The sequence below is a fragment of the Paenibacillus sp. CB74 genome, from assembly GCF_055687625.1.
Map to the genome: position 1 here is coordinate 283,136 of NZ_JBVMUS010000002.1, position 24,992 is coordinate 308,127.

12 protein-coding genes and 2 pseudogenes are annotated in these 24,992 nt (G+C 44.1%); 3 read left to right on the forward strand and 11 right to left on the reverse strand.

Annotated elements, in window-relative coordinates; all coding sequences use genetic code 11:
• Positions 1–351: 351 nt before the first annotated feature.
• Positions 352–10,191, reverse strand: a complete 9,840-nt coding sequence (locus ACX9NY_RS31585; RefSeq protein ID WP_472479501.1) for an S-layer homology domain-containing protein — start codon at positions 10,189–10,191, stop codon at positions 352–354.
• 275 nt (positions 10,192–10,466) lie between these two features.
• Between ACX9NY_RS31585 and ACX9NY_RS31590 the strand changes: the two are divergent.
• Positions 10,467–10,726 (forward strand): annotated as a pseudogene (locus ACX9NY_RS31590) (nickel ABC transporter substrate-binding protein); the annotation flags it as partial.
• Between the two features lie 133 nt (positions 10,727–10,859).
• On the opposite strand, the pseudogene ACX9NY_RS31595 reads toward ACX9NY_RS31590, so the two are convergent.
• The 3 genes and pseudogenes from ACX9NY_RS31595 to ACX9NY_RS31605 all read right to left on the reverse strand — a co-directional run.
• Positions 10,860–11,006: pseudogene (locus ACX9NY_RS31595) on the reverse strand (IS110 family RNA-guided transposase); the annotation flags it as partial.
• Positions 10,961–11,215 (reverse strand): hypothetical protein, encoded by a 255-nt coding sequence (locus ACX9NY_RS31600; RefSeq protein ID WP_472480368.1) that lies wholly within the window; start codon positions 11,213–11,215, stop codon positions 10,961–10,963. The pseudogene ACX9NY_RS31595 and the gene ACX9NY_RS31600, both read right to left, overlap by 46 nt.
• A 367-nt stretch (positions 11,216–11,582) precedes the next feature.
• On the reverse strand, positions 11,583–12,752 hold the full coding sequence (locus ACX9NY_RS31605) for a stalk domain-containing protein (protein WP_472479503.1): 1,170 nt from the start codon (positions 12,750–12,752) through the stop codon (positions 11,583–11,585).
• 1,039 nt (positions 12,753–13,791) lie between these two features.
• Here ACX9NY_RS31605 and ACX9NY_RS31610 point away from each other — a divergent pair.
• Complete coding sequence (locus ACX9NY_RS31610; RefSeq protein WP_472479505.1) at positions 13,792–15,522, forward strand: sensor histidine kinase; 1,731 nt, start codon at positions 13,792–13,794, stop codon at positions 15,520–15,522.
• Entirely contained in the window at positions 15,500–17,134 is a 1,635-nt protein-coding gene (locus tag ACX9NY_RS31615; RefSeq protein WP_472479507.1) for a response regulator, read from the forward strand. Before ACX9NY_RS31610 ends, ACX9NY_RS31615 begins: the two co-directional genes overlap by 23 nt.
• A 63-nt stretch (positions 17,135–17,197) precedes the next feature.
• Here the strand turns inward: ACX9NY_RS31615 and ACX9NY_RS31620 are convergent, their stop codons facing one another.
• The 7 genes from ACX9NY_RS31620 to ACX9NY_RS31650 form a co-directional block, all read right to left on the reverse strand.
• Complete coding sequence (locus ACX9NY_RS31620) at positions 17,198–18,883, reverse strand: extracellular solute-binding protein (protein ID WP_472479509.1); 1,686 nt, start codon at positions 18,881–18,883, stop codon at positions 17,198–17,200.
• Positions 18,884–18,943: 60 nt separating this feature from the next.
• Entirely contained in the window at positions 18,944–19,822 is an 879-nt protein-coding gene (locus ACX9NY_RS31625) for a carbohydrate ABC transporter permease (protein WP_472479510.1), read from the reverse strand.
• 17 nt (positions 19,823–19,839) lie between these two features.
• Positions 19,840–20,697, reverse strand: a complete 858-nt coding sequence (locus ACX9NY_RS31630; protein WP_472480362.1) for an ABC transporter permease — start codon at positions 20,695–20,697, stop codon at positions 19,840–19,842.
• A 665-nt stretch (positions 20,698–21,362) separates the two neighbouring features.
• Positions 21,363–21,563: a thiaminase II/PqqC family protein gene (locus tag ACX9NY_RS31635; protein ID WP_472479511.1), complete on the reverse strand. Its 201-nt coding sequence runs from the start codon at positions 21,561–21,563 to the stop codon at positions 21,363–21,365.
• A gap of 482 nt (positions 21,564–22,045) precedes the next feature.
• Positions 22,046–22,873, reverse strand: a complete 828-nt coding sequence (locus tag ACX9NY_RS31640; protein ID WP_472479513.1) for a helix-turn-helix domain-containing protein — start codon at positions 22,871–22,873, stop codon at positions 22,046–22,048.
• Between the two features lie 229 nt (positions 22,874–23,102).
• The gene (locus ACX9NY_RS31645; RefSeq protein WP_472479515.1) at positions 23,103–23,606 is read right to left on the reverse strand and encodes a PTS sugar transporter subunit IIA; all 504 of its coding nucleotides are present in this window, start codon (positions 23,604–23,606) and stop codon (positions 23,103–23,105) included.
• 12 nt (positions 23,607–23,618) lie between these two features.
• The gene (locus ACX9NY_RS31650) at positions 23,619–24,992 is read right to left on the reverse strand and encodes a glycoside hydrolase family 32 protein (RefSeq protein ID WP_472480364.1); all 1,374 of its coding nucleotides are present in this window, start codon (positions 24,990–24,992) and stop codon (positions 23,619–23,621) included.

Sequence of the window (24,992 nt, forward strand, 5' to 3'; positions counted from 1 at the left end):
GCGATTGCTTCGTGCTCGGTGAACAGTATGGGCGGAAGTACCTTGTCTCATAGCACACGGTAACCCCCACCGGATGCCGGAATAGAATTCGCTTTACTCCATCACATCGCGGATCATCGTCCCACGGGATACACCGCATTCATCTGCTAACTCCTGAATGTATTTTAAATGCACTAATAATTAGTGTCACTAGTATCATATCTTTAATATTTTCGGAAGGTTGAAAGTGAAGCGAAGAGGACAGGCGATTGCACAAGCTAAACAGCTCAACCTAATTCAATAAACGGATGTCATAGCAAAGAAGCTGCCGAGTCTCGTCTCAACAGCTTCTTTGTATGCTCTGTGATAGGGTTAGTCCTGCCGCAATATTAATGCCAACTGGGGTTCGAGCTCAAATAAGTGAAGTAGCATGATACCTGTCTCTGCGCGAGAAGCTGCTCCCTTTGGACGCAACAGCCCTTGGTAACCTCCAAGGATACCTGCCCGAACAGCCAGATTCATGGCTTCCTTGGCAAAGGAGGCTATCTGATGCTCATCCGTAAATTTCAACTGCTGCCCCTTAGGCAGGGCATCGGTTTGGACCACACGCATGAGCATTACGAGCATTTCTTCGCGTGTGATGGTATGGTCGGGTTTAAAGCTCCCATCCTGGTAGCCATTGACGATTCCGCGTTCAGCTAACGTCTCAATAGCATCCATGGCCCAGTGGCGTTCTACATCCTTAAAGCTAACCGTTGTAGTTCTTGCGGTTCCATCTGTATCTTTGAATACGAAGAGCCGGGTAAGCAAGGCCGCAAATTCCGCTCTGGTTATAGAGCGATCAGGCTTAAAGGATTGGTCAGGATAACCTGTAACGACACCCAAGCGAATCCATTGACTGATCGTGCTCTGTGCCCAATGCTGGCGAGTATCTGCGTAGGTGCTTTGAGCGGCTGCATTCGCCTGCCAGTTGGTTAGGAGCCTTGCTTTGGTAGCTTCTACATCAATCAGATCGGTCTTAAATAACGGATGATCTGTGGCAAGGGGAGCCTCAGGATCAGTTGGAGCCGAATCCGGATTCGGCTCACCTGTCTCCGAGCCCGCACTGCCGTTATCTAATCCAATACCTTGCTCTGGTGAAGGTGTTGGATTTGGATTTGGTGAGGGAGTTGGTGTCGAACCAACCGCTTTTCCAATTTCCAGAGTAATTGCTTCCAGTGTATACTCCTGTCCCGATTGAAGATGTACCTTAGCGGACACTTTATAGGCACCTTCTTCTGACAAAGTGGCCAAATGCTTTTCACTTGAACCATCGTAGTCCAGCGTGACCCATTTTTGGTCATTCACCTTATATTCCGCTTTAGACAGATCGAATCCTTCTACCTTATACGCGGATAAACCTAGTTCAACCTCTCCAGTATATTTCCCTTTTCCAACCATTGTTCCCTTCGTCTGAAGGGCAAGCTCAGGTTTTTCAGTCTGCGTGTTCGTTACCTTGAAGGTATAAGTCTTCGTTTTTCCAGATGGGCTGACAGGTTTAACGACTAAATGGAAGCGATATACAGCCCCTTTGACCGAACGCTCCAACGCTTGACGGATGGAAATATATCCGGTACCCGTATTTAAAATTTTACCATCTGTATCCATCATTTGAATGGTAGCCTGTTTGCTAGATGCAATAGCATTGATTTCCGTTTCTTTCAAATCAGTAGCATTCAACGTATACATGGTGGTTTCAGGGTCAAAGGTCATTGGAACTCCCTGCAATTGAACGCTACTTAATGATGCATCCAGCTTATCAGAGCTTTCGCGGAAGAATACCGCCTGCAGCGCTTCTCCCGTTGTTGTAAAGTTAATATCTCCACGCTTGATCTCTTCCGAGCCGAAGGCCAGAAGCTTGGAAGCCTCATTCACCAGATATTTCGATTCCACAATTCGTCCCTCTCCATCCAATAGATGAACAAGCACGTTGCCTGAATCCAGTGTTACCATGTTCATATTTTGCATGACAATGGACGCTTTGGAACCAGTCTGCGTACTACTTAAGCTTGTCGTCAGCAAAACCGGATCACTTGCATATTGAACGGCGAGGTTCTTTATAGACACCTTCACACTGTTATTGGAGCTTTCAAACTCCTTGACTGTGGCTCCCTGTGAATCAACGACCGAGGCATGCACAAATACATTCAGCCCTGTATCCGGGATTTCATCCTTGCCTAATGTTTTTAAATAGCTTTTGACATCAAAATCATAGCTGGATGCGAATCCACCTTGATCCATCAATTGTAAGGATGCATCATCGGTGATCTCTTGAATGCTGCCAATCAAGCGACTTTCATCCATATTGCCATCCGCATATAATCCATATCGCACCTTATATCCCTTGCCAGCCAAACTGGAATTGGATTGGTTATACATTGGAACAGACAACATGCGGTGCCCATTCTCTTCCTTCAGCATCTTGACTTCGGAAATACCTATGTCCGGGATGGCAAGAGTTACAGTGCCCGAAGTAGACAACTGTGTTCCATCGGTGAATCGAACATTCACTGTGTATTGTTCATCCTTAATCTGATTTGGAACGTTATAGGTTGCAATATAGGATTGGGTTACATTTGGCGCCTGAGATAATTGATCATATGACGTTGTTTGGCCACCAACTTCCAGATCCACTTTTTCAATTCTACTCATCCCCGAATTGACTACATTGAACTGTATCGGTAAATCAAATCCAGGAATGATCTCTTCCGGGTTATATACGATACTACTGGCATCGAAGCCGTTCTGATAAGATGCACTTAGCGTGTACATCGCACTAACCGTTTTGGATATATGGACAGGGATCTCTTCGCCAACATCAGCAGTGGATTTTGGCTGAATCACCCCGACAGTCTGTGTATCCGTTGTATAGGTGGTTCCAAGTATAAGAGCCTTAATATGATAACCCTGTCCAGACTGCACATAGTTAGCACTAATGTTATCTACCTCTGTATAGTCGGGAAGCGTTCCCAGTGATAGTACACCGGAGACGTACAAGCCGTCATGATCCTCACCGAATTTGACCGCTTTAATGGCGTCTCGCGTTGTAAGAATGGTATCGTCAACGTCCATTTCTGACGTCTTCCATATGATTGAAAGCTTGTCTAAATTTTTATCTGCATTGGCATTGCGAACAAAGGTAAAGTTAGGATCAATTCTTGCTTCGCTTGCACCCTTAATGGCAGACAAGCTATCTACAAAGTCTGGATCAACTTCACCATTTCTGTCGAAGGCAACTAACCTGATATTCGAATTAGTCAGACCATCCTGGTCTGTAGCCAATGTGTACCATCCTAAAATGAATTTTTCTTCTCCATTCTGGAAGCGGGTACTTGTAAGCTTCGGATTCTCATTTGCATGTTGATCTTCAGTAACTTGCAGGTTTTTGATGACACCCTTGGTTCTCCAGGTTGTTGCGACTGCCGAAACATCCTTGTCAGTGTCAATGACGGCATACACAATCTGGTTGTTGTCCTGATTCAAGGTATATACTATAGCCGTTCGTCCGTCACTTAGCATTTCACTGGACAACCCCCTAACAAGCCCCTGAGTTCCATTATATACCGTTTCAGTATCGCTCCAAGACTGTGTAGAAGTATCATACACCGTATAAAAAATTTGATCAGACTGTGTAAAATCGAGCGGATTATTAACGTTGCCTGCAATAACGCTTCGATAAGCAATCAGCACCTTACCCTGGTTTACGGAAACCACAGGGGCTACATCTGGTGTCTGATTATTTGTCAAAGAATAGGTTTTCCAGTTTGTTCCGTCGTAGATGGATACCATGACCTCAGCACTATTGTTCATCAGCATGATTTCCTCATTCGTCAGATCAGCACCTGCTTTTTTGTTCAGTGTCTGATTCTGCCTTACCCATGTTGCAGCAATCAAATTTCCTTCTCCGGCAACATGAAGATTGGTATCTCCATAACCCGTTGGAACATCGGTTGCAATTGGGCCTTGATCTGTGTAGCCATTTCCATTATTCAACATCCAGGAAGCGACCGTATCTTCAACGTTGGCACTACCTCCATCGGATAGATAGACCGCAATCGTGCCATCCGCTCCTGTCTCTGGATTGGAATAAGGATAAGCATTGCTTTGCACTACTTGTGGAGCGGCTGCTCCCGCGGTCAGGCTACCAGCCTGCAGTGAGGAATCTGCTCTGAGTGTGCTAGACCTTTGCCCTGAAGCATTCCATGCTCGCTGGTATTCATTCAAATAATCTCGATTCTCTAATGTTTGCGATTCAATTACCTGCATAGGCTCTTCGCCAATTGATTTCATGTATGCGAAGGTAGCAAACTCCAGGTTGGCGGCGGTCAGGGGCTGTATGCTATTCTCTTCCCAATATTCCTGAATGTCCTTCCAGTGGTTGAACATCCAAGAATGACTGTACCGCAAGGAGGCAAAATCATGACTGAAGGAGATAAATAGAAATTTAAGGACCACGCGTACACCGACAATACCCTCAAGAGCGAGCTTGTTACCATACAGGACCCGGTCATTTCCGTTTGCCAAATAGTTGCGATTCAGCCAGGTGCTCGTATTTTCGACAGTGATCTTTCCGAACACACCGATCTTGGCAGCGATAATGGAAAAGTCAAAGCCAATTCCTCCAAACGCATCAATGTAAGCATATACCCGCAGTGAAGTCAGATAGTCATTGACGCTATCCTGAGAAGGATCGCTCCAGTCAAGATCAGGAAGTTCATCAAACAGTACACTTGTAGCAAAATTAACTTCGCCACCACCGCCTACCGTTAGTGAAAAAGTGACGGGAACAGGACCCACTGTCATATTCCAGGACTGGCTGTATGAAAATTCTCCGCCCGCGTGGAATCCACCCGCAAGTAATGTATTTTCCCACTTGCCTGTCTGCGTATTAAATTTGATCTCGCCAATATAATACCCGCCGAAACTGAAATCCGTATCTGTTCCGCCGTGACCAGCCCGACTTTTGTTCGCGGTTTCCTTCTGCCGATCTACATAAGAAGGCTGAAGGAAGCTCTTAATATCACCGATGCCTGGCGTGAAGTCTTTTGCCCCCGTTTTCATGGTGTTGATGGCAAAGCCTTCCTTATCAATTGAAGTCAAGTTACCTTGATTGACTTGAATAAAGGTTTTAAATACCGTCGGGTCATCCGTTGGCACAACGGTCATCGATAATGGGCCAACATTCATCTTCAGTTTGGAGAGCAATGCCAGTGTATCGAGAGTGACCTTATCATTGTTGCTCGGACCTTTGAAGAGTCCGTTGGCTCCTGTCATCTCCTGCTTGATGTCTCGCAGCTTGGCCTTCATCTCAGCTGCTGTCGCTTCCTGAACACCGATCATGTTCACAAGTGTAGCCGATGTCGTCATGCTCTGTACAAAATGATCGGGCGTGTCATACACTTTGAAAGAAGTAGACCCTGATTTCCCTTTGTCCAGCCATATCGTATCCTTGTTCAACAACTGAACATGCTTTGTTGTATACCATTTCGAAAATGGATATTGAAAAGTCTGGTAAGATTGCCCCTGTGTGGTTGTACCCAGGTCATTCTGCAAGGTCGCGGACGCTTGTTCATCAACCTGCTGTCCCCACCATAAAAATTCGGTAACCAGATTAATCGAAGAATTGCTGGTGCTCGGGCCGAATCTTCCTTTGTAATCCGTAATATAACTGCGATTTTTGTACAATTCACTTTCCACGTACTGGTTAACCATAAACAAAGCTGGCTTGCCGCTCTCATTGTCCATCAAACGAGAAATTTTCGATCCCACGGCAACCATGTCAACCGGGCTTGTATCGCCATTCAGACTATACAACTGTGGATAGTAACGATCTCCTTCAAAATGAGCTTCAATGAGAAATTCCAGTTGATCTTTGGCAGATAGTCCGGCTGCATTACTTTCTCCCGCTTCAGCAGAATAGAAATCTGTGGTGTCAAAAATAACTTCCAGACGGCCGTCAGCACCCAACGTTTCTGTTCTACCTTCCCCGCCGATTTCTGTCTTCTCAGCAAAGAATCCGTTTTTGTACACCCCACCATAATAAGTGACCTTTCCGGTATAAGGCTGACCATCCGGTTGCTTGAAGAACACTTCAACCTTGGACAACTGACGAAGTTGAAGGATATTGACCGGGTACAGATCCATCGTCTTGGTACTACCCTCCTGGCTTTTGAGGGACGCCTGACTCATCACGCCGGTATAGGTCGTGTTATTGAAGGAAGAAGTAATATAAACATCACTCCCGATTCCTTTTTCATCATATAAAGCCAGCTCTCCATCTGCATTAGTGAGTACCTTCTTCTCAACGCCTGCCTTGTCTGTATATGCAATCTCTGAGGTGGTCTTAGGATAAAGTTGGAACAAATACAGCTTATCCTTTAAAGTCTGGACTTCCAGATCAAGCTTGGCTTCTATACCTGTGTTAACATGCTTGGCCGTAATCGTCGTATCTCCATCGCCTACGCCTCCAAGTGTTAACTGTTGTTTGGGTTGATAAGAGCTGTTTGAGAAATTCGTTATATCGTCGATATCTTTCCCGGATTGATAGAACACTCCTGCCACCTGGTTGTCTTCAGCGTTCCAGGCAAATTGGTCTGTAATGGCACCTAAATCAGAAAAATCCTTATGATTGATTCCGATGGTATGGGCCAAGTTGATTTTGCGCTTGAGCGCCAGAATCTGCTCACTGCTCATCGACTCAATTGTCGGTATATTACTCATGGTATAGGAGCTTTGCTTTTGTCCATCCACCTGAATGTCAAATGCCCCTTGTTTGTACACTTGCAAATAGAGTGAATCATAAGACCATGTCGAATCCAGACTGTTCTTTGCCTTCAAGGTAATGGCATAAACGTCCTTTGCACGATTGGCACCTGTCACCTGATCAATGGAAAGACTGTAGCTTCCCCCGGTCTCCGATATGCCGGATCGATCAAACTGAGCCTTCGCTGCATCAAACGTAATGACGCTATCTGGAAGAAGCTGTCCGTTCTTGGTCACCTGAAATTCAAAGTCCCCTTTATTAAGAGGGTCAAAATTTTGCAGAGTCCAGCTCAACGGCAGGACACCTTTATCATCCGTAATAAATTGCCCTATACTCTTATCCAACGTTACTTTGGCTGCGGGTGATGTCACAAAAACATATGCTACTGCGGACAGAAGCTTCCCTTGCTTGGACGGGTCAGGATTTTCTGTACTGACCTTAACCGTATAACTTGGTTGGGATGGTGCTGAAATTTGACTGAGTAAGCTTCCTGGAATCTGAAAGGAAGTTGCATTACTCAATGCGGGTGTATCAGGTGCGGACCAGGTATGCAACGGGGTTTTTCCCTGCATATCCTGCATGGACCAATTCCCCGCATACAGCTCGACAGTAAAGTTCGCTGCTTTCGGTGTCTGTCCTGACGTAGCCTGTTCCTTATACTTGTCCATCACATTCGTTATCCAAAGGATGGTTGCAGCCTGATTTTGCTGGGTCTTCACCTGGTTAGCAAAGGCTGGTATAACAAGGGAAGGAACACCATCTGCTGTAATCTCGATCGGAACAGTATCCACAGACGTCTCTTGTGAAAGTGCGCCGTTATTTTTGGCAATAAGCGTAAAGGTTACTGTTCCTGATTGTTTGGGTACAATCGTTCCATCAGCTAGAATGGATGCAATCGTATCGTCACTGCTTTTCCATTCAAATTGATCTGCGGAAGTATATGTCGCATCATGCGGATAAGTAAATTTCAGTTGTGTTGCTTCAGTATCGATTAGAGATACCACATGTTCTTCACCAGAAGGCCAAGAGTTAGGGTACTCGATTTGCAAGTCTCCAGGCATGATATATTTCACATTCGCAACTTGGAACGGAGCAAATTTGTCTTGAAGTATAATGAAATTCTCAATAGCATCTGCATTATTTTTATCCTGGTTGTAGTAAATTTTAGCTCGAAGCGATCCTGTAGACGTATTGGCACTGGTCACAAGATCCAATGTGTCTGGAGTGACAGACATTTTCCCCTCCAGCACTGGCGGGTCCAGAGCCAGACCGTCTTCGCCTTTCTTCCAGTCCAGACTGGTTACCAGTCCTTGCTCCTTATTTCCGATGGACAGACGCAGCCTTTTATTCAATTCCTCGGCAGTCATTGCGCCATTAATGACCCAATCGCTCGCTCCATTCGTCGGATCAAGCTCAATGGTAAAGGTAATCGTATCTCCTACGTTATAATCGGATTTGTCCGCTTTCAAAGATGCGAAGGCATCGGCGCGAGCAGGAACAACAGTTATGTTAGGTTGATTGCTGAAATCCTTGTTCCACGCAATATCCGACAGTGTATTTTGCGAAAAATCTGAGCCACCAACCTTCTGATCGGTATAATTTCTGTCATGCACATACCCATCAATCATTTGATGTGCACTCAGCACCTTCAGATCATCTGGCGTGCTGCCTTTCTTCACAACCGCATTGAAGCCCAACACAGGTGACAGCGAGCCTTGATTCACATTCATCGGCCCGCGAATACCGCTTTTAAGACTGAAATCGCCTGTATAATGAGTCATAAAATAATTACTGCTGGCCGCATCCCCTAACAATTCGGGCATAGCAACGTCTCCATTTGCAAGCTGAAGCACAGGGCCTTGGGTAAATCGAGCCTGGTATTGATCATCCATTTTGGACAAATTATTATCTGATAACATCCCCAGCGCCATCGGACGATTAAATTTGGCAATCATCGGAACAATCTGTCCGGTTGAATAAATTCCTGGCTTCGCTTGTACTTCTAAGATATCAGGAGTATCTGACTTCTGGAAAATATCCGTTAACTTGAATATTTTCAAATTGGTTCGAAAGCCTTCGGCTCCGTAGGGATCCGTGCTTGGAGAACCCGTAGGATTGCGATAATTCGTAAAAGCTAGATAGGCACCTCCCTCATAGGTATGAACAAAAGGGTAATAATAGCGATTCTGGATTCTTGTACTGCGTGATCCATCCGAATACGTATAGAGGCTGGTAAACGTACGATCATTATCATAAGATGACTTGATTCCCAGATTTGCTGCGAAATGAATTCCATCCAAATTCTTAAACTGATGGAAATGCAAATAGTCGCCTCTGGCAAAATTGCTCCAGAAGTAGTTCAGCATAACCTCTCTGGCCAACGCTTTCTCTGTAAGTCCATCTGGTGTAAAGCCGGAAAATTCAGTCATCCCGTATAGCTCTTCCGCGCTTTTAGATATTGCCAAGGTTGCTGTTGTTATATTGGGCGCAAAGGTGACCACACCCGAAGTTGTATCTGTAACATAGCGCGTTAGCGGTCCATCCGTCATGCTAGACTTCGCTTGCGCATTGACCACGTCTTCGTAAATGTATCCCCCGCCTTGAAATACTGGTCTCTTTCCATCGACCAGTTCCACAAGCCCCCCTTGAGAGCCTCCAATCATTTCATAAGCAAACGAAGCCTCCTTATCCAACGCCCTGTTCAACTGGAAGGTCACATAAAATGTGCCGTAAGCACTTGGAGAAGGGACATTGGATGCATTTGAGCCATTGCCAATATTAAGCTCAATATTCGTCACTGTCGCATATACTTCATCCTCATATGTATCTCCGGCCGTGTTTGCCAGAGTCACTGCCTGTGAATTCATGGCCTCCGAATAAACGGCATCGGGTACAGTATATAATCCCTCCGTGCTCGATTGCTCAAATAAGGACTCCAGATTGTCCAGATGCTCCTCTGAAATCTGGACGTCAGACGTGTCCTGCAGTTTCGCCAATTCAGCGAGTTGCGTTTCAATGGCAATGATTTTTTGAAGAGACTCTAAAGTAATAGATTGTCCATCTACCTCGGCAACTTGGGTAAGATCGGTTGCAGGGTCGGCTAGCAAAATCTTAATCTCCTCCAAAGTATAGGATTTACCGTTAAATAGAATCGGTACCTGAACAATTCCACCCTCTCTGTCAATCAAACCTAACTTCTGCAACGTGTCCAGTACAACTGGAGCTTGCTCTGCGCCATAACTTTCAGTCAGTACACGCATAAGCTCACTCTCTGAAAAATGGTTTTGTTCTATTCCTGATGAACCAACGATCTCGCTTGCCGCAGCAAACGTTGGCATCCAGGAAGTAGATAACATAACTAGAATAAGCACAATAGCTACTACTTTTTTACATCGAACCCAAACCTGCATGATTCTCCTCCTCATTGATGTGAAATGCATCTAAGGTGCATTTCTTTAATAAATACTCAATACATCTGCTTAATCCTTAGCGATTATATTGCAGGAAGTTAGAATCGGAATCCCACTAAAGTAGTACTTGGTAGAAAAGATATATAATTTATCACTTATAGGGCGTATGCGATAGAATATTTACATCGGGTTAGCACTAAGAATCGCTCTCATTCCACTACCCATATAACTCTTTTCAAAACGTGATCATTACGATTAAGAGAGAGGGCATTACCTTGAATAAAAAGACGCCACTACTAGAGCTGGAGCTGGACTGTTGTGCGCCTGCCGATCATCTGAGTCCAATCCTGCTGCGCAACCATCCACCGATAATAAAATGTTCACTTCCTATATAACTTCTCCACCAGATCGCTAGATCCGCATGTGGATTCCAGCTATGTGCCGCTACGCGCGGGTATTACGGAAACGCTGGTTCGCTTAGATGGAGAATCTGACGGTTGCTCCATGGCTCTCCGAGAGCTGGGAGAGCGAAGACTGTCGATCAGTGTCATTGGAAAGTAGTTTACGTGGGGCATCCCGCTGCACGAAGGCACAAAGATTCCTGTAACGAATTCATGCTGCCGGATCAAATGCTGCAACTCCGTTAACGTCTGATCCCAGGTATGGTGTGGCTTCACACCACCACGATCGTACATTTCAGCCAGATGCAAGGCACCCAAAGTATCCGTTTTCACTTTGCGCAACTGTGCTCGTTGGGATTGCATTGGATTTACCATATAGTAGGTGTATCCACGTCCATCCAAATAAGAAACCAATGCAATGTGGTAATGCCCGGCGTTTTGGAAACGAAACGAGCCTGTTGGAAAAGCAGTAGAGATTGTGTATGGAACAAATGGGTTCGAAAAATTTGCGGATATGTTGGATACCCTTCAAGCTGAAACGGATGTTGCTCCCGTAGTGATTTTGGAAGCAACAGAGCTACACTTGAATCTTTAGCGACATCCACTCCAACAACAGGTTCCATCCTATCACTCCTTGTTTTAATTTCACTGTCTCTTTCCAAGATGGTTCCAAATCCATAGCTTCGCTTGTTATGCGGGGTCTACCGCCTCCACCAGCTGGAGGTCGTGATAGAACATTTTTTTGTACGGGGTTACTCCCCCTAAAGCCGTTACTTTCTCCCAGCTCCCCCCATCGTAAAACGACTAAAAAAGGCCAACCAGTAATTACTGCTAACCTGATAATACGAAAGTCGCTCAGCGGCTCTATTATTGTAAATCCACCACCAAAAAATAGAGCCAGACATTCTCCCAAAGAGAAAGGCCCGACTCTATACATGTTAGAAGTATTACTATTACCACAGGTCCAACTGCACCTCATGTAACCTTGCATTAGGATAGCCGATGAATCGACCATACTATATCCGTACTGAATCCAATGGGTAGACCATCAGATTCGTAATATATCCCGACTTGATCACCTGCCTGCAGCTCAACGTCACCGGTTAAAGTCACCGTCGCACTACCTAGTACAGTCCTCATAGTTAAAATTAACGGTATATTAACGTCAAGGAAAGGCATATAACCTTTTATTAAATCAATATTGCCATTCTTCTTTACAGTAAATGTCGGATCAACGCCTCTTCCTATGCTTATATTGATTGGCGCGTCAATCTTATAATTAACAGTTGCATGTATGGCATATCTGCCAGTGTCCGGTGCCGTAAATATCCCTGTAGCAGGATTAAATGTAGGGCTACCGTAATATGGGGATGCCTCGCTCCAATTCGAAAATAACGTGCTACTATTAATTGAGTATGTCGTACCGGTAACAGAAAATCCTTCCGAGGTAAATGAAGTCCCCGCTGGCCCTGGATCTCCTTGCGGCCCTGCCGGGCCTGCTGGACCTTGTGCTCCCGCTGGCCCTGGATCTCCTTGCAGTCCTGCCGGGCCTGCTGGACCTTGTGCTCCTACTGGCCCCGAAGCTCCTTGCGCTCCTGAGGGGCCTGCTGGACCTTGTACTCCTGCTATTCCAGTCGCCCCGGTATCGCCTTTATCCCCCTTGACTCCATCGCCTGTAGAATTCTGCGATTCTTCTACAACCGATTGCAAAGTACTGATGATGATGGTTTTGACGGTGGAATTCCATACTACTTTTGCTCCGAATAATTCCGCAATAAAACGCACTGGTACCATAACCCGGTTCTGAATGATCTTAGCAGGTTGATCGAGCGCGACCTTCTCTTCTACATCACCGATTTTAACGCTGGCATTCGGGTTGCCAATAACCAGATTACCCGATGTATCTCCTTTAAAAACCGTTACGGTTTGTGTAGAACTGTTCCAGTTAAGAGACACACCGAGCGATTCTTCAAGGACCCTTAAAGGTATAAGTGTGGTTCCTTTATGGACAATCGGTTTGACGTCACTCGGGACTACACTATCATTAACAATAATAGAGATCTCCTCTATTTGGCCGATTGGAGCCGCCTGAGCAGCAGAAACCACAAACAACGTCATTACAAGCACAAATACAATGGATAATTTCAATCTCTTTACCACTTAACTTTCCCCCATATAAATGAATTTTATCCCTTACTCCCGGTTGCGATCATCTGCAGAATTCGAGTCCGCCGATTTCAACTAAAGCTCAAAACTACGGATAGAACGTTCCTTATTATCTTAGAGCAACAAAAGAATCCTATCATTCTCCACGTAGATATTATAGAAATAATTATAAGAGTTGTAGTCATTCGAAAGTAGTACGATGCCCTGAAAAAAACGATCGTTCGGGTAACCGCCTTAATATAAGGTTTGAATAAATTCAAAATTATGAAGCTTTGACTGTAACAGCTTTTGATTAAAGCTTTGGTATCGTTACTAAAAACCTTCCTTAGGTTGAAGCGAGTTTTTGTTTGTTGCACCAAGAATACCTTTGTCAATCAGCGCCATAGATTTAACCGCATAGGAGAAACAATTTTTCCATCCTCGAAGCCTGTTAGTCGCTCAAAAGAGAATCACTACTCACATTTAAATATTCATCTAATTGGAAATGGGAACATCTTCTTGTCTATATAGGTAATCGGTACAAGTTCTTGTCCTCAGCAGCTAGTCTAACTAGCCGCTCGTGTTTAACCTCTCATCGTGTCAGTTGTTCCACAACAATACGAACATTTTCATGTGTTACGGTACTTAATGAGGTTTTAAGTGTATGCTCAATATTTAGATACACATCTAATCGGCAATCAGACCATGTTCTTGCCCCTCGACACATCATGTGTAAAAAGTGTTAGCTGATAATTTCCAAACAGGAACCACAAGTCTTTGGTAATTTAATAGCTCACTTCAGGTAATCTGAAGGAGTATGGAATCTCCCCGGTATAATCGAAACAAGGCTGCCCTGCTGCATCTTGTATTCATCCTCCCATATCGTTGTTATATAAATTTAATATAGCAATCATATTTAAGTTCATCTCCTTCACTCTGCGAATATTCAAATCCATTGCACTATCTTCAGATTAGGGAATTGGGTGATTAATAGAGAAAGTTATTGTAAAATATAACTTAGAGTTTATCGTTCCGTTGTATGGGAGGAAGCCACATGTTGAAAGCAAAGTATGCAATGGAGAATGGATCTATTTTTCAAAAACTGGCGCTGGGTCTTGTTTTGATGTTTATGCTCATCGTGCTAATCTTCTGGTGGATCTATCAATTAAACGTAAAGGAAATACAGCGTGAGTTGCAAAAGAACAAACTTGGTGAAGTAGGGTTTATGTCCTCTCAACTGTCTAATCAATTTGAACAGGTATTAATGAATGCGCTCACATTATCGGAGGATCAATCTGTCAGGGGTTACACTTATGTACTTCATTACGGGAATGATTTTGCGAAATATAAAGCCAAGCTTGAGCTGATTGACAAGTTGGCTCTTAACAGTGCTTCAACCTCATGGAACAATACGATCATTCTCTATTATCCGGACCAAGAAGATACAGTATCTTCTGATCCCGAATTTTCATTTCGACCGTTCTCCATGTCCGAAGATCCGCTAAATCAATGGACGCTGCATATGAACAAGGACGGCACAGGGTATTATTCTCATCTTACTAAAGGACATCGAGGCCCTATGTACATCGAGATCAGGATCTCACTGGATGTGCTGCAAAAAATGATGTCAGAATACACTTCCGGGACCCTGATGCTGTATGATTCCCATTATGGGACCGCGATCCGGGGTAGAGGCTCCCTTCAACTTGTACAAGCCGATTCTCAGGTTATTCCACAGATCAGGAATGATAGTGGTTTCTTCGATATCTCATTTCAGGACAGGGATTATTTCATTAGTTATAAGAAAGCAAGTATTCTGGAGTTGTACTTTATCGACTATCTTCCCACCAGTCAGCTTCGAGAATCAATTTCACGTAACAACACTTTGTTTGTGCTAGCACTTATAGCTATGCTCCTGCTCTCTCTTTTGTACAGCTTGGCTCTGCGCAATCAGGTTCAACAGCCGATCATTCGATTACGTAAAGCGATTGATCGATTTGACCAGGGAGATTTCTCAAGCCGTGTCGATGAAACACACACTCTTGAATTCCGAATATTGGGTCGATCATTCAATCGAATGGCCGAGAATACCCAGACGTTGATTGAACAAGTTCTGCTTGGTGAAATTTCCGTCAAAGAGGCACGGCTGAAGCAATATCAAGCCCAGATCAATCCACATTTCCTGTACAACTGCCTCAACTATATTCAAAGTAAGTCGAGTATAAAAGATCATGAATCCGTTACAGCCATGACCTTGGAGCTGGCTTCCTATTGCCGTTATATTCACCGAATTGAAGATATGGATTCCACGTTGGGTGAAGAACTTCGTTTTGTGAATCATTACATGTCCATCATTCATATGCGAAAAAAAAGTATTACCTTTGATATCCATGTGCCAGACCAACTTCTCTCCATCCGTATCCCCCGCATGATTTTGCAACCGCTGGTTGAAAATGGAGTCAAACATGGTATTGAGCCCTCCATGGGTTCAGGCCAAATCACGATTCGCGCGGAGCAAAATGAAGAGACAATACGTATATTGGTTGCAGACAATGGTGTAGGAATGTCGGCGGAGCGGCTGGCACAGATTCGCAAACATATGGATGAATTAACCCGTCCGGAAGAACAGATCGGAACTGGGGTACGTAATGTGAATCAGCGATTAAGGCTTACATACGGCAAACGATCAGGGTTGTTCATTCATTCCAGCTTATCCGAAGGAACACTGTGCATCATTACCATACATAAGGAGGATATTGCAGATGCACCAGGTACTGTTAGTTGACGACGAATCATATGTTATTGACGATCTTGAGATCTCATTTCCATGGGATCAATATCGTATTGAGCGCATTCACAAGGCTTATTCCGGCATGCAAGCATTATCGATTCTGGATGAACAGACCGTCGATATCGTCATTACCGATATTTCAATGCCTGTCTTGAATGGGTTGGAGCTGATCCGACAGATCAAGGCGGTAAAACCCAACCTGCCCTGCATTTTGCTCACCGGTTATGCCGAGTTCGAGTACGCCAAAGAAGCGACCAAACATGGTGTTGTGGAATATTTGCTGAAACCGCTTGATGTGGAAAAGTTAGGAGCATGTCTGGAAAAAACGGTTCTGTTGATCGAAGATCAGATTCGCAGAGCCTTATCCTATGAACAAGCAATGAACTCGTTTCGAGAACATCTGCCTTCGCTGAAGGACAAGCTGCTGAATCAGTTGCTTGAGGGCAACCGTTATACAGAAGATGTACTAAACGACAAGTTGGAACGTTATCATCTCCCCTTCAAAGACGGAGATGACGTGCAGCTCGTTCTCGTTCGGCTGGAAGAACATTTCACCCGATCTACAACGAGCAGTCTGCAACTGTTTGAATATGCAGTGACCAATATTGCATGTGAGTTATTCAACACGGCATTTCATACCTGGCATTGTCGCGATAATCACGATTACCTGGTATTTCTATTGAAGCCTGTTGGGACAAGTGCGTTAAATCCCCCGTCAGTAACAATGCACAGCGTGCAGCCCATAATCCAGGATCAGGATATTACACACCTTTCCTTGCAATTGCATCACAATGTCAACGAATACTTGAACGGAGGTATTTCCGTTATTCTCAGCCAAAGAGGGACACTTCAGCAGGATATCCGTGATATGCATGAGCAAGCCATTTCGGCGTTAAAAAAGCAAGTAGGCAATGGCACAGGGTATTTCCTCTCTCTCGAGGAGAGGTCGCGCACCGTTTCCGTTCGATCACTGCATATTCTGTACGAACCACCAACCTTCAATCACTTGCTGGAGACAGGACAGTGGGAATCTTTCCAAGAGCGCCTGTACCGAATTGAGGCTGCGTACAGTGCTCTACCTGAACAAACAGAAGAACATCTGGATGAGATTCGAATTGTATTGTTATCCGCCTATCATTACATTGCCCACAAAAATCATGCGCTGTTATCAGATCTGGTCGGTAACGAATGGATTCCACGGGTTCCATTTCGTTCAGTATCTCAACTTACGGATTGGGCTGGCAACATTCTTGAACGGCTGCGAACGAAGTTGGAAGAACAGTCTTTCAATGAACAACATGACGTCATTCATCAAATCCAGACGTTTGTTTCCAACAATCTGGATTCGCTCAGTCTTCAATCCATTGCAGATCATCTGTCATTGCATCCGGTCTACGTCTCCAAGTTGTTCAAACAACTTCAAGGGATAAGCTTGAGTGAGTATATTCTAAGCGTCAAAATGGACCTTGCCGTGTACCTTCTTAACCATTCGCAGGATAAAATTTATGAGATTTCCAACAAACTGGGATACGCCAATTCCCAATACTTCATCAAGGTATTCCGTGACAAATTTGGTATGACGCCTCAAGATTACCGGGAGCAATGAAGTAAAAACCGCACATGACGCACATAGGCTTCATTCGCCCGTGTGTATCGAGTGCGGTTAGTATTATTTCACAGTGTCATACCAGGCGTTCACTTCTTCAGTAATCTCTTTACCTCCTGAGGTCGAGTATTGTTCAACGAATTTGTCAAAATCATCGACTGGCGATTGGCCATAAATGATTTTATTCAATACTTCTTTTTCCAACTTACTCAGCATATCGCCCCGAGACACCTGCGTTTTAGTCGGCACGCCCGTGAACATCTCAGGCATAACAATATCTTTCTGATCGATGATGATCTTGGCTGCTATAATCTGTTCAGGTATTCGTTCTGACAAGTTCTTCTCATACTGATTGGCTGGCTCTTGACCGTCTGCAAGTTTCGCCAATGTATTCATCATCAGATTAGGTATTATCGCTCCATCAAACGTTAACGTATAACGGATAGCATCAATCCAACCACCTGGGATCTTGTCGCTTTGCAACTCTTTGTATACCTCTCCGTTTGGACCCATCTCATAGTCATAGCCTTTAGCAAATCCGTTTACGAATGTTGTGCTCTCCGGATTAGCCCAGTTATCGTACAGATAGTTCTGATATACAAAGAAAGCGTCTTTATGTTTCATATCCTTATTAATCAAAACAGCTCCTGAACTAATTGGAGTTCCATGACGTCCAATCTTGCCGTCAGGACCGGCTGGAAGCGGATGAACCTTATATTCAGCAGTCGGTATGTTTTTTAGCAGATCCGGGATGGGCCAGCCTGTCATCCAGTATGGACCAACAATAATGCCAGACTTTCCTGCGGTAAACGCTTCAGTTGCCTTGTTCTCGTCATAAAGGCCTGCTTCTTTGTCAATATATCCCTTAGCCATCCATTCTTTCATCTTGGCAAGTGCTGGCTTCATTTCAGGCTGAACCGAGCCGTAAGCCAGCGAGCCGTCCGGTGCTTTGTTCCACTGATTAGGCATCGCTCCGAACATTCCGAAAATCCAGCCGGAATCGGACATCCATGTATTCAGGTTATTCTTAAAACCTACGGATAAAGCAATGGTATCTTTCACACCGTTTCCATCCGGGTCCTGGTTTACGAAAGCATCCATTACTGTTTCCAGTTCGGCGATTGTAGTTGGCGCTTTCAAATTAAGCTTTTTGAGCCAGTCCTCCCGAACGTACATCACCGGATCATTGTTGTAAGCGTTCTCCAAGATAGGGAGTGCCATTCTCTTACCATCACGGATATATGGATTCCACACGTTCGGATCTTCCACCATCGCTTTTTTGTACGTATCCGATGCATATTTATCGAACAGTTCTCCCGCATCCGTGAATTGACCGGATTCAATTAAATCGCTGATTAGCGTAGAATCACCGCGGAAGGAGACAATATCCGGCATTTTCTGACCAGATGTCAACATGAGTCGAAGTTTGGTCTGGTACGCATTATTCTGTTCGCTGACAGTCCACAGATATTTGATGTCAATTCCGAGCATTTCTTTGGCCCACTTGGTATGGACGTTATTCTCGATATTCTCCCCATTTTTGAATTTCAGACTACTCGTGATCGGAAAAACCGTTGAGATCGTTACTGGCTCTACATATTTCCCATTCTCAAACTGGGCGGAATAATAACCATCACCGTTGCTAGTCTCAGTTTCTGATGTGGATTCACTGTTACACGCCGCGAGTACACCGGACAACATCGTGGTAGCGAGTAAAATACGAAGCGGCTTTTTCCATGTTCTAAACATATTTGTCTCCCCCATAAATGAAATTAATTCGATTAACCTATCAAACAAGTTGACCTCGTGTTATTCCTTCACAGCACCAAGTACAATACCTTTAACGAAAAAGCGTTGCAGCAATGGATATACAATCAAAATCGGCGCCATGCCAATGAAAATCTGAGCGGATTTGATCGTTCGTTGCGAGATGTTTTCCAGGTCCTCGGGACGCACGGACACCTTACTAAAGTCTTGCTGTACAATGATTGTCTGGAGAAAGGTAGCCAGTGGATATTTTTCGTGATCCGTCAGAAATATCAATCCATCGAACCAAGCGTTCCAGTGTCCTACCATTGAGAAAAGGGATAGTGTTGCAATGGCTGGCATCGACACAGGTAAAAACACAAGAATCAATGTTCGAAAGTAACCAGCACCATCAATGAAGGCGGCTTCTTCCAGCTCTTTGGGGACGTTGCGGAAGAAATTTAACAACAGGATCATGTTCCATACGGATACTGCTCCAGGGAGAATGAGCACCCACATCGTATTCAACAAATTCAGCTTCTGAATCAAAATATAAAATGGAATCAATCCACCACTGAACAACATCGTGAATACAAAAAACCACGTGTAAATATTCCGACGTTTGAAGTTACGATTCTCCCGGGATAGTGGATATGCCGCCAGAGTCACAACGATCATGCTCACGAGCGTTCCCAGTATCGTTCGTTGTACCGCGATCCAGAGGGAGCGCAAGAAATTTTCGTTGACTAATGTTTTGGCGTACGCGTCTAACGTAAATTCTACCGGAAAGAGTCCAACCAGATTAGCGTTGGCAGCTGCTTTCCCGCTGAAGGAGACCGCAAGAATGTGGATTAACGGAATTATACAGATCAGGGATATTAGAATAAGAAACGTATAATTGAACACGGTGAATACTTTGTAGGGCTTGGTTTTATGATACATGTCATCTGGTCTCCTTTCTAGAAAATACGATAGTTCGCAAATTTGTAAGCGGCTCGGTATGCGATCACGATCAGAATGAATCCGACCACCGATTTGAACAAGCCGACTGCTGCCGAGAATCCAAACTTGCCATCCACAAGACCTACTCGATAGACAAAGGTATCAATGATGTCACCCTTATCGTAAACCAGCGGATTATACAGGTTGAAAATCTGGTCAAATCCTCCGTTCAAGATATTGCCTAGGGATAACGTTCCTACTACGATCATAATCGGTATAAGGGAAGGAATCGTAATTGACCAGGTTTGTTGCCAGCGGTTCGCTCCATCCACTTCAGCAGCTTCATACAGCGCCGGGTTAATCCCTGCCAGTGAGGCGAGAAAGATAATCGCCCCGAATCCGAATTCTTTCCAGATATCGCTTGTAACAACGACCGTTCTAAACCAGGTACCATCCCCCAGAAAAAAGATAGGCTCAAGACCAAACACTGCTCCGAGAAATTGATTGATCATACCTTTCGTTGCAAGCATGTCCAGCAATATTCCACCAAGGATAACCCAGGAAAGAAAATGCGGCAGATAAACGAATGTCTGTATCGTTTTCTTGAAAGTTTCTTTTCGTACTTCGTTCAGCAGCAAGGCGAATATCAGTGGTGCAATCAGACCTCCTATCAGTTTCATGCCGGCAATAATCAGGGTGTTCCAGATCACCTGCACATTCTCCTGCATGCTGAACAAGAATTGGAAATGCTCTAGGCCAATCCAGGAAGATTTGGCAAAGCCAAGCCAGGGCTTGTAATCCTGAAAAGCAATGACCAATCCGCCCATCGGGATGTACGCAAATATGAACGTCAAGACGACTGCTGGCAACAACATGAGATCCAGTACCAGCGTACGCTTGAGGCTTTTTTTGCGTTGGGGACGCCGAGGACTCGGACTCTTCACTTCGGCTTCAACCGGTGTTATCGCTTTTGCATTAATCATTCGTGTGCTCCCCCTCTCTATTGTATCCAGAGATAAATGCCGGACTCAGGTGTATCTCTGTATATTCAGTATAGATTCGTCGCAATGAAGTCAACATGATAAAACCATAACTTCCATAACAAATTGTTAGTATAGAAGTAAGGTATTCAGGCTGTTTTGCACAACGGATAGAGAAAAAGAGAGCAACATCCTGTTTATGGACGCTAGTCACCAATTGAATTAACTAACAGTGAACTCAAGGTTCCAGCCTCCATGACATCTCCAAAAAATCATGCTTAAAGCAACTGCACATCTCCATATATTTACATGTCTTCTCGCTACAGCTCCTAATAGCTTATCCGTTAACGTCACAAGGGTTTGATTGCTGCTATTGTATTCAAAGGAAGCATATCCTGTATTCTACTCCATTTAAGTGATAATCAGCTGACCTGGTTTTGGGGCGAGGGCTAGACCAATCTCTGCATAGCTCCATGAGCGGGCCAGAATGGATACAAGTACTTCTGCTGTGCCGTCCGCATGGGAAACAGAGAGCTTATAGTTAGTATAGGCTACATTTTTCAGGCAGGTTTTACCTGAAAAACATGATTATCTGTAATTCCTAATCGCTCCATATAAGAACGATGAATTTTCATTTCACCATTCAGTATGTTATCTACGTTTTCACTAAAAAACTGCATCAATTTGGGATCTTGTGACTTGATGATACCTAGTGCAAATACACGGGCATAATTGTATAGGTACAAGTATTCTTTCAGCAAATAATAAAGAAATTGTTCAACCGGTAAGGAACCATCTCAAATCCCTTTAACAAAGAGATGCTCAAGACATTCCTTCCACACAGGCTGTGCTGCATGATATAGTTGCTCCGTCAATAATTTGTTCCTCTAATTCATAATGGACGTATTTATATGGTTTCTTTAATCCTAGTTAATTTTCTTATTCTGCATGCTCATGTCATTCCCAGCTGGCTCACCAATTGCAAGTACTGGTTCGTAGCTTTTGCCATCAACAATGATTGTAGTATCCAACAGCCTATCCATTCAGTTCTAGGACTGTTTCTCCTTTAGTGTTTGCCAACTAAGACTCGGCGTATATTGAGTTTATTGGACTGGATGGTCTTTCGACATATCCAAATTCAATCATTCAAACTCACAATACATCTACTGCCTCACTAGAGTTCTTTTTTAAAGAAAACAAAAAAAGACTGAAAAGGATATTCTTATCCTTGCAGTCCCTCACATTAGTAAACTTCACCTGATTTTTTGTACTCATAAGGCGTTTTCCCCATGACATCCTTGAATGCTTTTCTAAAGGACTTCACGTTAGGGAACCCAGTTTCATAAGAAATCTCCGTAAGCGATTTGTTCGTTGAATCCAGAAATTCGATCGCCATTTCTAGGCAAAGGATCTGTTTGTACTCCGTAAAGGTTTGCCCTGTGTATTCATGAAACATACGGGACAAATAAGCCTTAGAATAACCGCATTCTCGGGCTGTTTCAGCTAAACTGATATTCTCCGTATAATGTTCATTTATAAAATCCAAAATAGTCTGAATTCTTTGCTGCCTCGCACTGTTAATCGCAGATGTACTCTGAACGACTTGGCCAAAATGGTGCACCAGTCTATATTTCAATTCGATGACCCGGCTCTGTGCAAGAATATAGTCATAGGTATCCGTAGATACATGAAGATTGTAGATTTCCATCAATAAGTTTCGGAGGTTAGACAGGATTTCCTCATCCAGATGTTCCTCCGACGTGTTCAACTGGATGACAACCTGTTCATGAGCAAAAAAGGATTCCGTAAAGTGTAGTACAAGAACACGATTTTCAGTCAGACTTTGAGTCGAGTGAGGAACGTTGCTATTGATGAACAATAAATCTTGGTCCATCAGTGTGATTGCCTTTCCGTCATGCCATACCCGCAAGCTCCCGCTAATACAATAGATGAGTTCCATATTGCTGTGAAAATGCATTGGAATAACTCTTTCCGTATCATTGGCTTGGAAAATAAAAAGGTTGATTAGCTTTTTTCGATCTATTTCAATATGTTCATACATTTTTTTCATGATGTCACTCCGTTCACAAGGCCATAAACCAGTAACTCACGTGTTTATTAAGTCGATAACCTGTATCTTTTACCTATACTATACCGACAGTAAAACACACAAACAAGCGATTCCTTTGAATTAAGGTACTAGAAAAAGAAGGCAGGTTCATCCCCGGAGGGGATCACCGCCTTCTCTAGAGTGCATGTACCATTTACAAAAGTTTCGTCAAAGTACAATGCTTGTCTCATTATGATTTCAAATGCACTGTCATGACCGGATCATCAGAGCCTTTTGGCTTTTGAAGGTCATGTACTTCTACACGATCCACAGAATCCAGCCCATCCGGAACAATGACTGGACTGATCACTGATAGGCCCGATGCTTGAATAGAGGGAATATCGAATTCGAGGAGCAGTTGACCCTTGCTCACCTTGGTGCCGTTTTTTACATGTAGTGTAAATCCATTTCCTTTAAGTGATACCGTTTCAATACCCACATGGATGAGAACCTGAATACCGCTTTTGTGCTCGATGATGACAGCGTGCTTGCTCTTGTCCATGATATGAGCAATTTTTCCGTCAAATGGAGCGTAGACACTTCCCTCAGCGGGATTAATTGCCACCCCTTCGCCCATATGGCCTCCCGCAAAGGCGGGATCAGGAACCTGATTCAGCTCTATGACCTCACCCGGAATTGGAGCTATAATATCCAGCAAATCCAATGTCTTTTTGTTTTTCCCCCATTGAAACATGTGAACTCCCTCCTAATCTATACTTCTCTGTAGTGAATATATGCTGAAGGCTCCTTCTAAACCTGACGATTCAAGACGAATACTCCGCTCTTGGATATCCTCTAGAAAGTAGCGTAAAGAGAATACTTCTTCCCCTTGATTCACAAAAATCTCAATGCTTGAACTTTCGATGAACATGTGTAATTCTGCGAGTGGGTGACGGAGCACAGCTCTCCGGTGCTCTTTCTGATTCATCAACCAGTTCGTTCGCCACACCGTTAGGTTGTTATGTTCGTGATTGAATTCGATTTGAACATCATTTCTGATCACAATCCGGAAGCTTTCCCGTAGCTTGGTAAACCGCATGATCACTTCTGCTCCAAGAGAAGGTAGGATCCATTGACCGTCGTTCCGAATTTCTCCGTGTTCTTCATGTTTTCTCAGCAGTTGCAACTCATGTATTGGTTTCTGATATAGCACACCGTCTTTCAGAACCATTTCTCTTGGAAGCGTTAGTGTATGAACCCAGCCTTCCTGAATCGTTGGAACAGCTTGCTCTGATTCTCCTGTCATCGCGCTCATCCAACCGAACATGATGATTCGTTTATCCGTCTTAAATGACTGAGGAGCATAAAAATCAAACCCATGATCAAGTTCTTTAAATTCAGACAGCTTACCGAGGAACTTCCCTGTCTCTGATATAAGGCCTACAATGTACCCAGATTGATTGGGGTTTCTATACTTATCCCCTTCCGCTGCCAACCCTTGAGGAGAGAATACAAAAACATCCTGTTCCGGAAACTGCATCACATCTGGACATTCCCACATACACCCGAAAGACTGTTCCTGTTCGAAGAAGGATCCCTGACCCGACCAGTGGATCAAATCTTCGGATGTATAGATAAGCGCATCCCCTGTAAGATCCTCCCGCTGCGCGCCTACAATGAGCCACCATGTCCCTTGACTGTCTTGCCAAACTTTTGGATCTCGAACATGTCTCGTATAGCCGTTAGGGTGCTCAAACAATGGACCTAGCTTCCGGAATTCCTCGCCATCTTCAGAAACCGCAACACATTGATAACTCGCTCTACTTCCATCGTCTCGGATCACATTACCTGTATAGAATAAGTACAGCTTTCCATCATGGACAATACTTCCGCCAGAATAAATGCCGTCTTTGTCATATGGTTCCGAAGGTACAAGTGCCACTTTTCTCCTACTCCAGTTTACTAGGTCGGTAGACACCACATGTCCCCAGCTTTTATTTTTGTGCTCTGTACCATAAGGATTCCATTGATAGAAAACGTGATAGTGACCCCGGAAGTAAACAAGCCCGTTTGGGTCATTTAGCAAGCCTTGCTGCGGCGTAATATGGTATTTCAGCGTATAAGCTTCACTTTTGGTCAT

Coding starts and splice junctions, on each gene's coding strand:
- ACX9NY_RS31585 (WP_472479501.1), bottom strand. CDS start 10,191: ATGCAGGTTTGGGTTCGATGTAAAAAAGTAGTAGCTATTGTGCTTATT.
- ACX9NY_RS31600 (WP_472480368.1), bottom strand. CDS start 11,215: ATGGAACCTGTTGTTGGAGTGGATGTCGCTAAAGATTCAAGTGTAGCT.
- ACX9NY_RS31610 (WP_472479505.1), top strand. CDS start 13,792: ATGTTGAAAGCAAAGTATGCAATGGAGAATGGATCTATTTTTCAAAAA.
- ACX9NY_RS31615 (WP_472479507.1), top strand. CDS start 15,500: ATGCACCAGGTACTGTTAGTTGACGACGAATCATATGTTATTGACGAT.
- ACX9NY_RS31620 (WP_472479509.1), bottom strand. CDS start 18,883: ATGTTTAGAACATGGAAAAAGCCGCTTCGTATTTTACTCGCTACCACG.
- ACX9NY_RS31625 (WP_472479510.1), bottom strand. CDS start 19,822: ATGTATCATAAAACCAAGCCCTACAAAGTATTCACCGTGTTCAATTAT.
- ACX9NY_RS31630 (WP_472480362.1), bottom strand. CDS start 20,697: ATGTTGTTGCCAGCAGTCGTCTTGACGTTCATATTTGCGTACATCCCG.
- ACX9NY_RS31640 (WP_472479513.1), bottom strand. CDS start 22,873: ATGAAAAAAATGTATGAACATATTGAAATAGATCGAAAAAAGCTAATC.
- ACX9NY_RS31645 (WP_472479515.1), bottom strand. CDS start 23,606: ATGTTTCAATGGGGGAAAAACAAAAAGACATTGGATTTGCTGGATATT.
- ACX9NY_RS31650 (WP_472480364.1), bottom strand. CDS start 24,992: ATGACCAAAAGTGAAGCTTATACGCTGAAATACCATATTACGCCGCAG.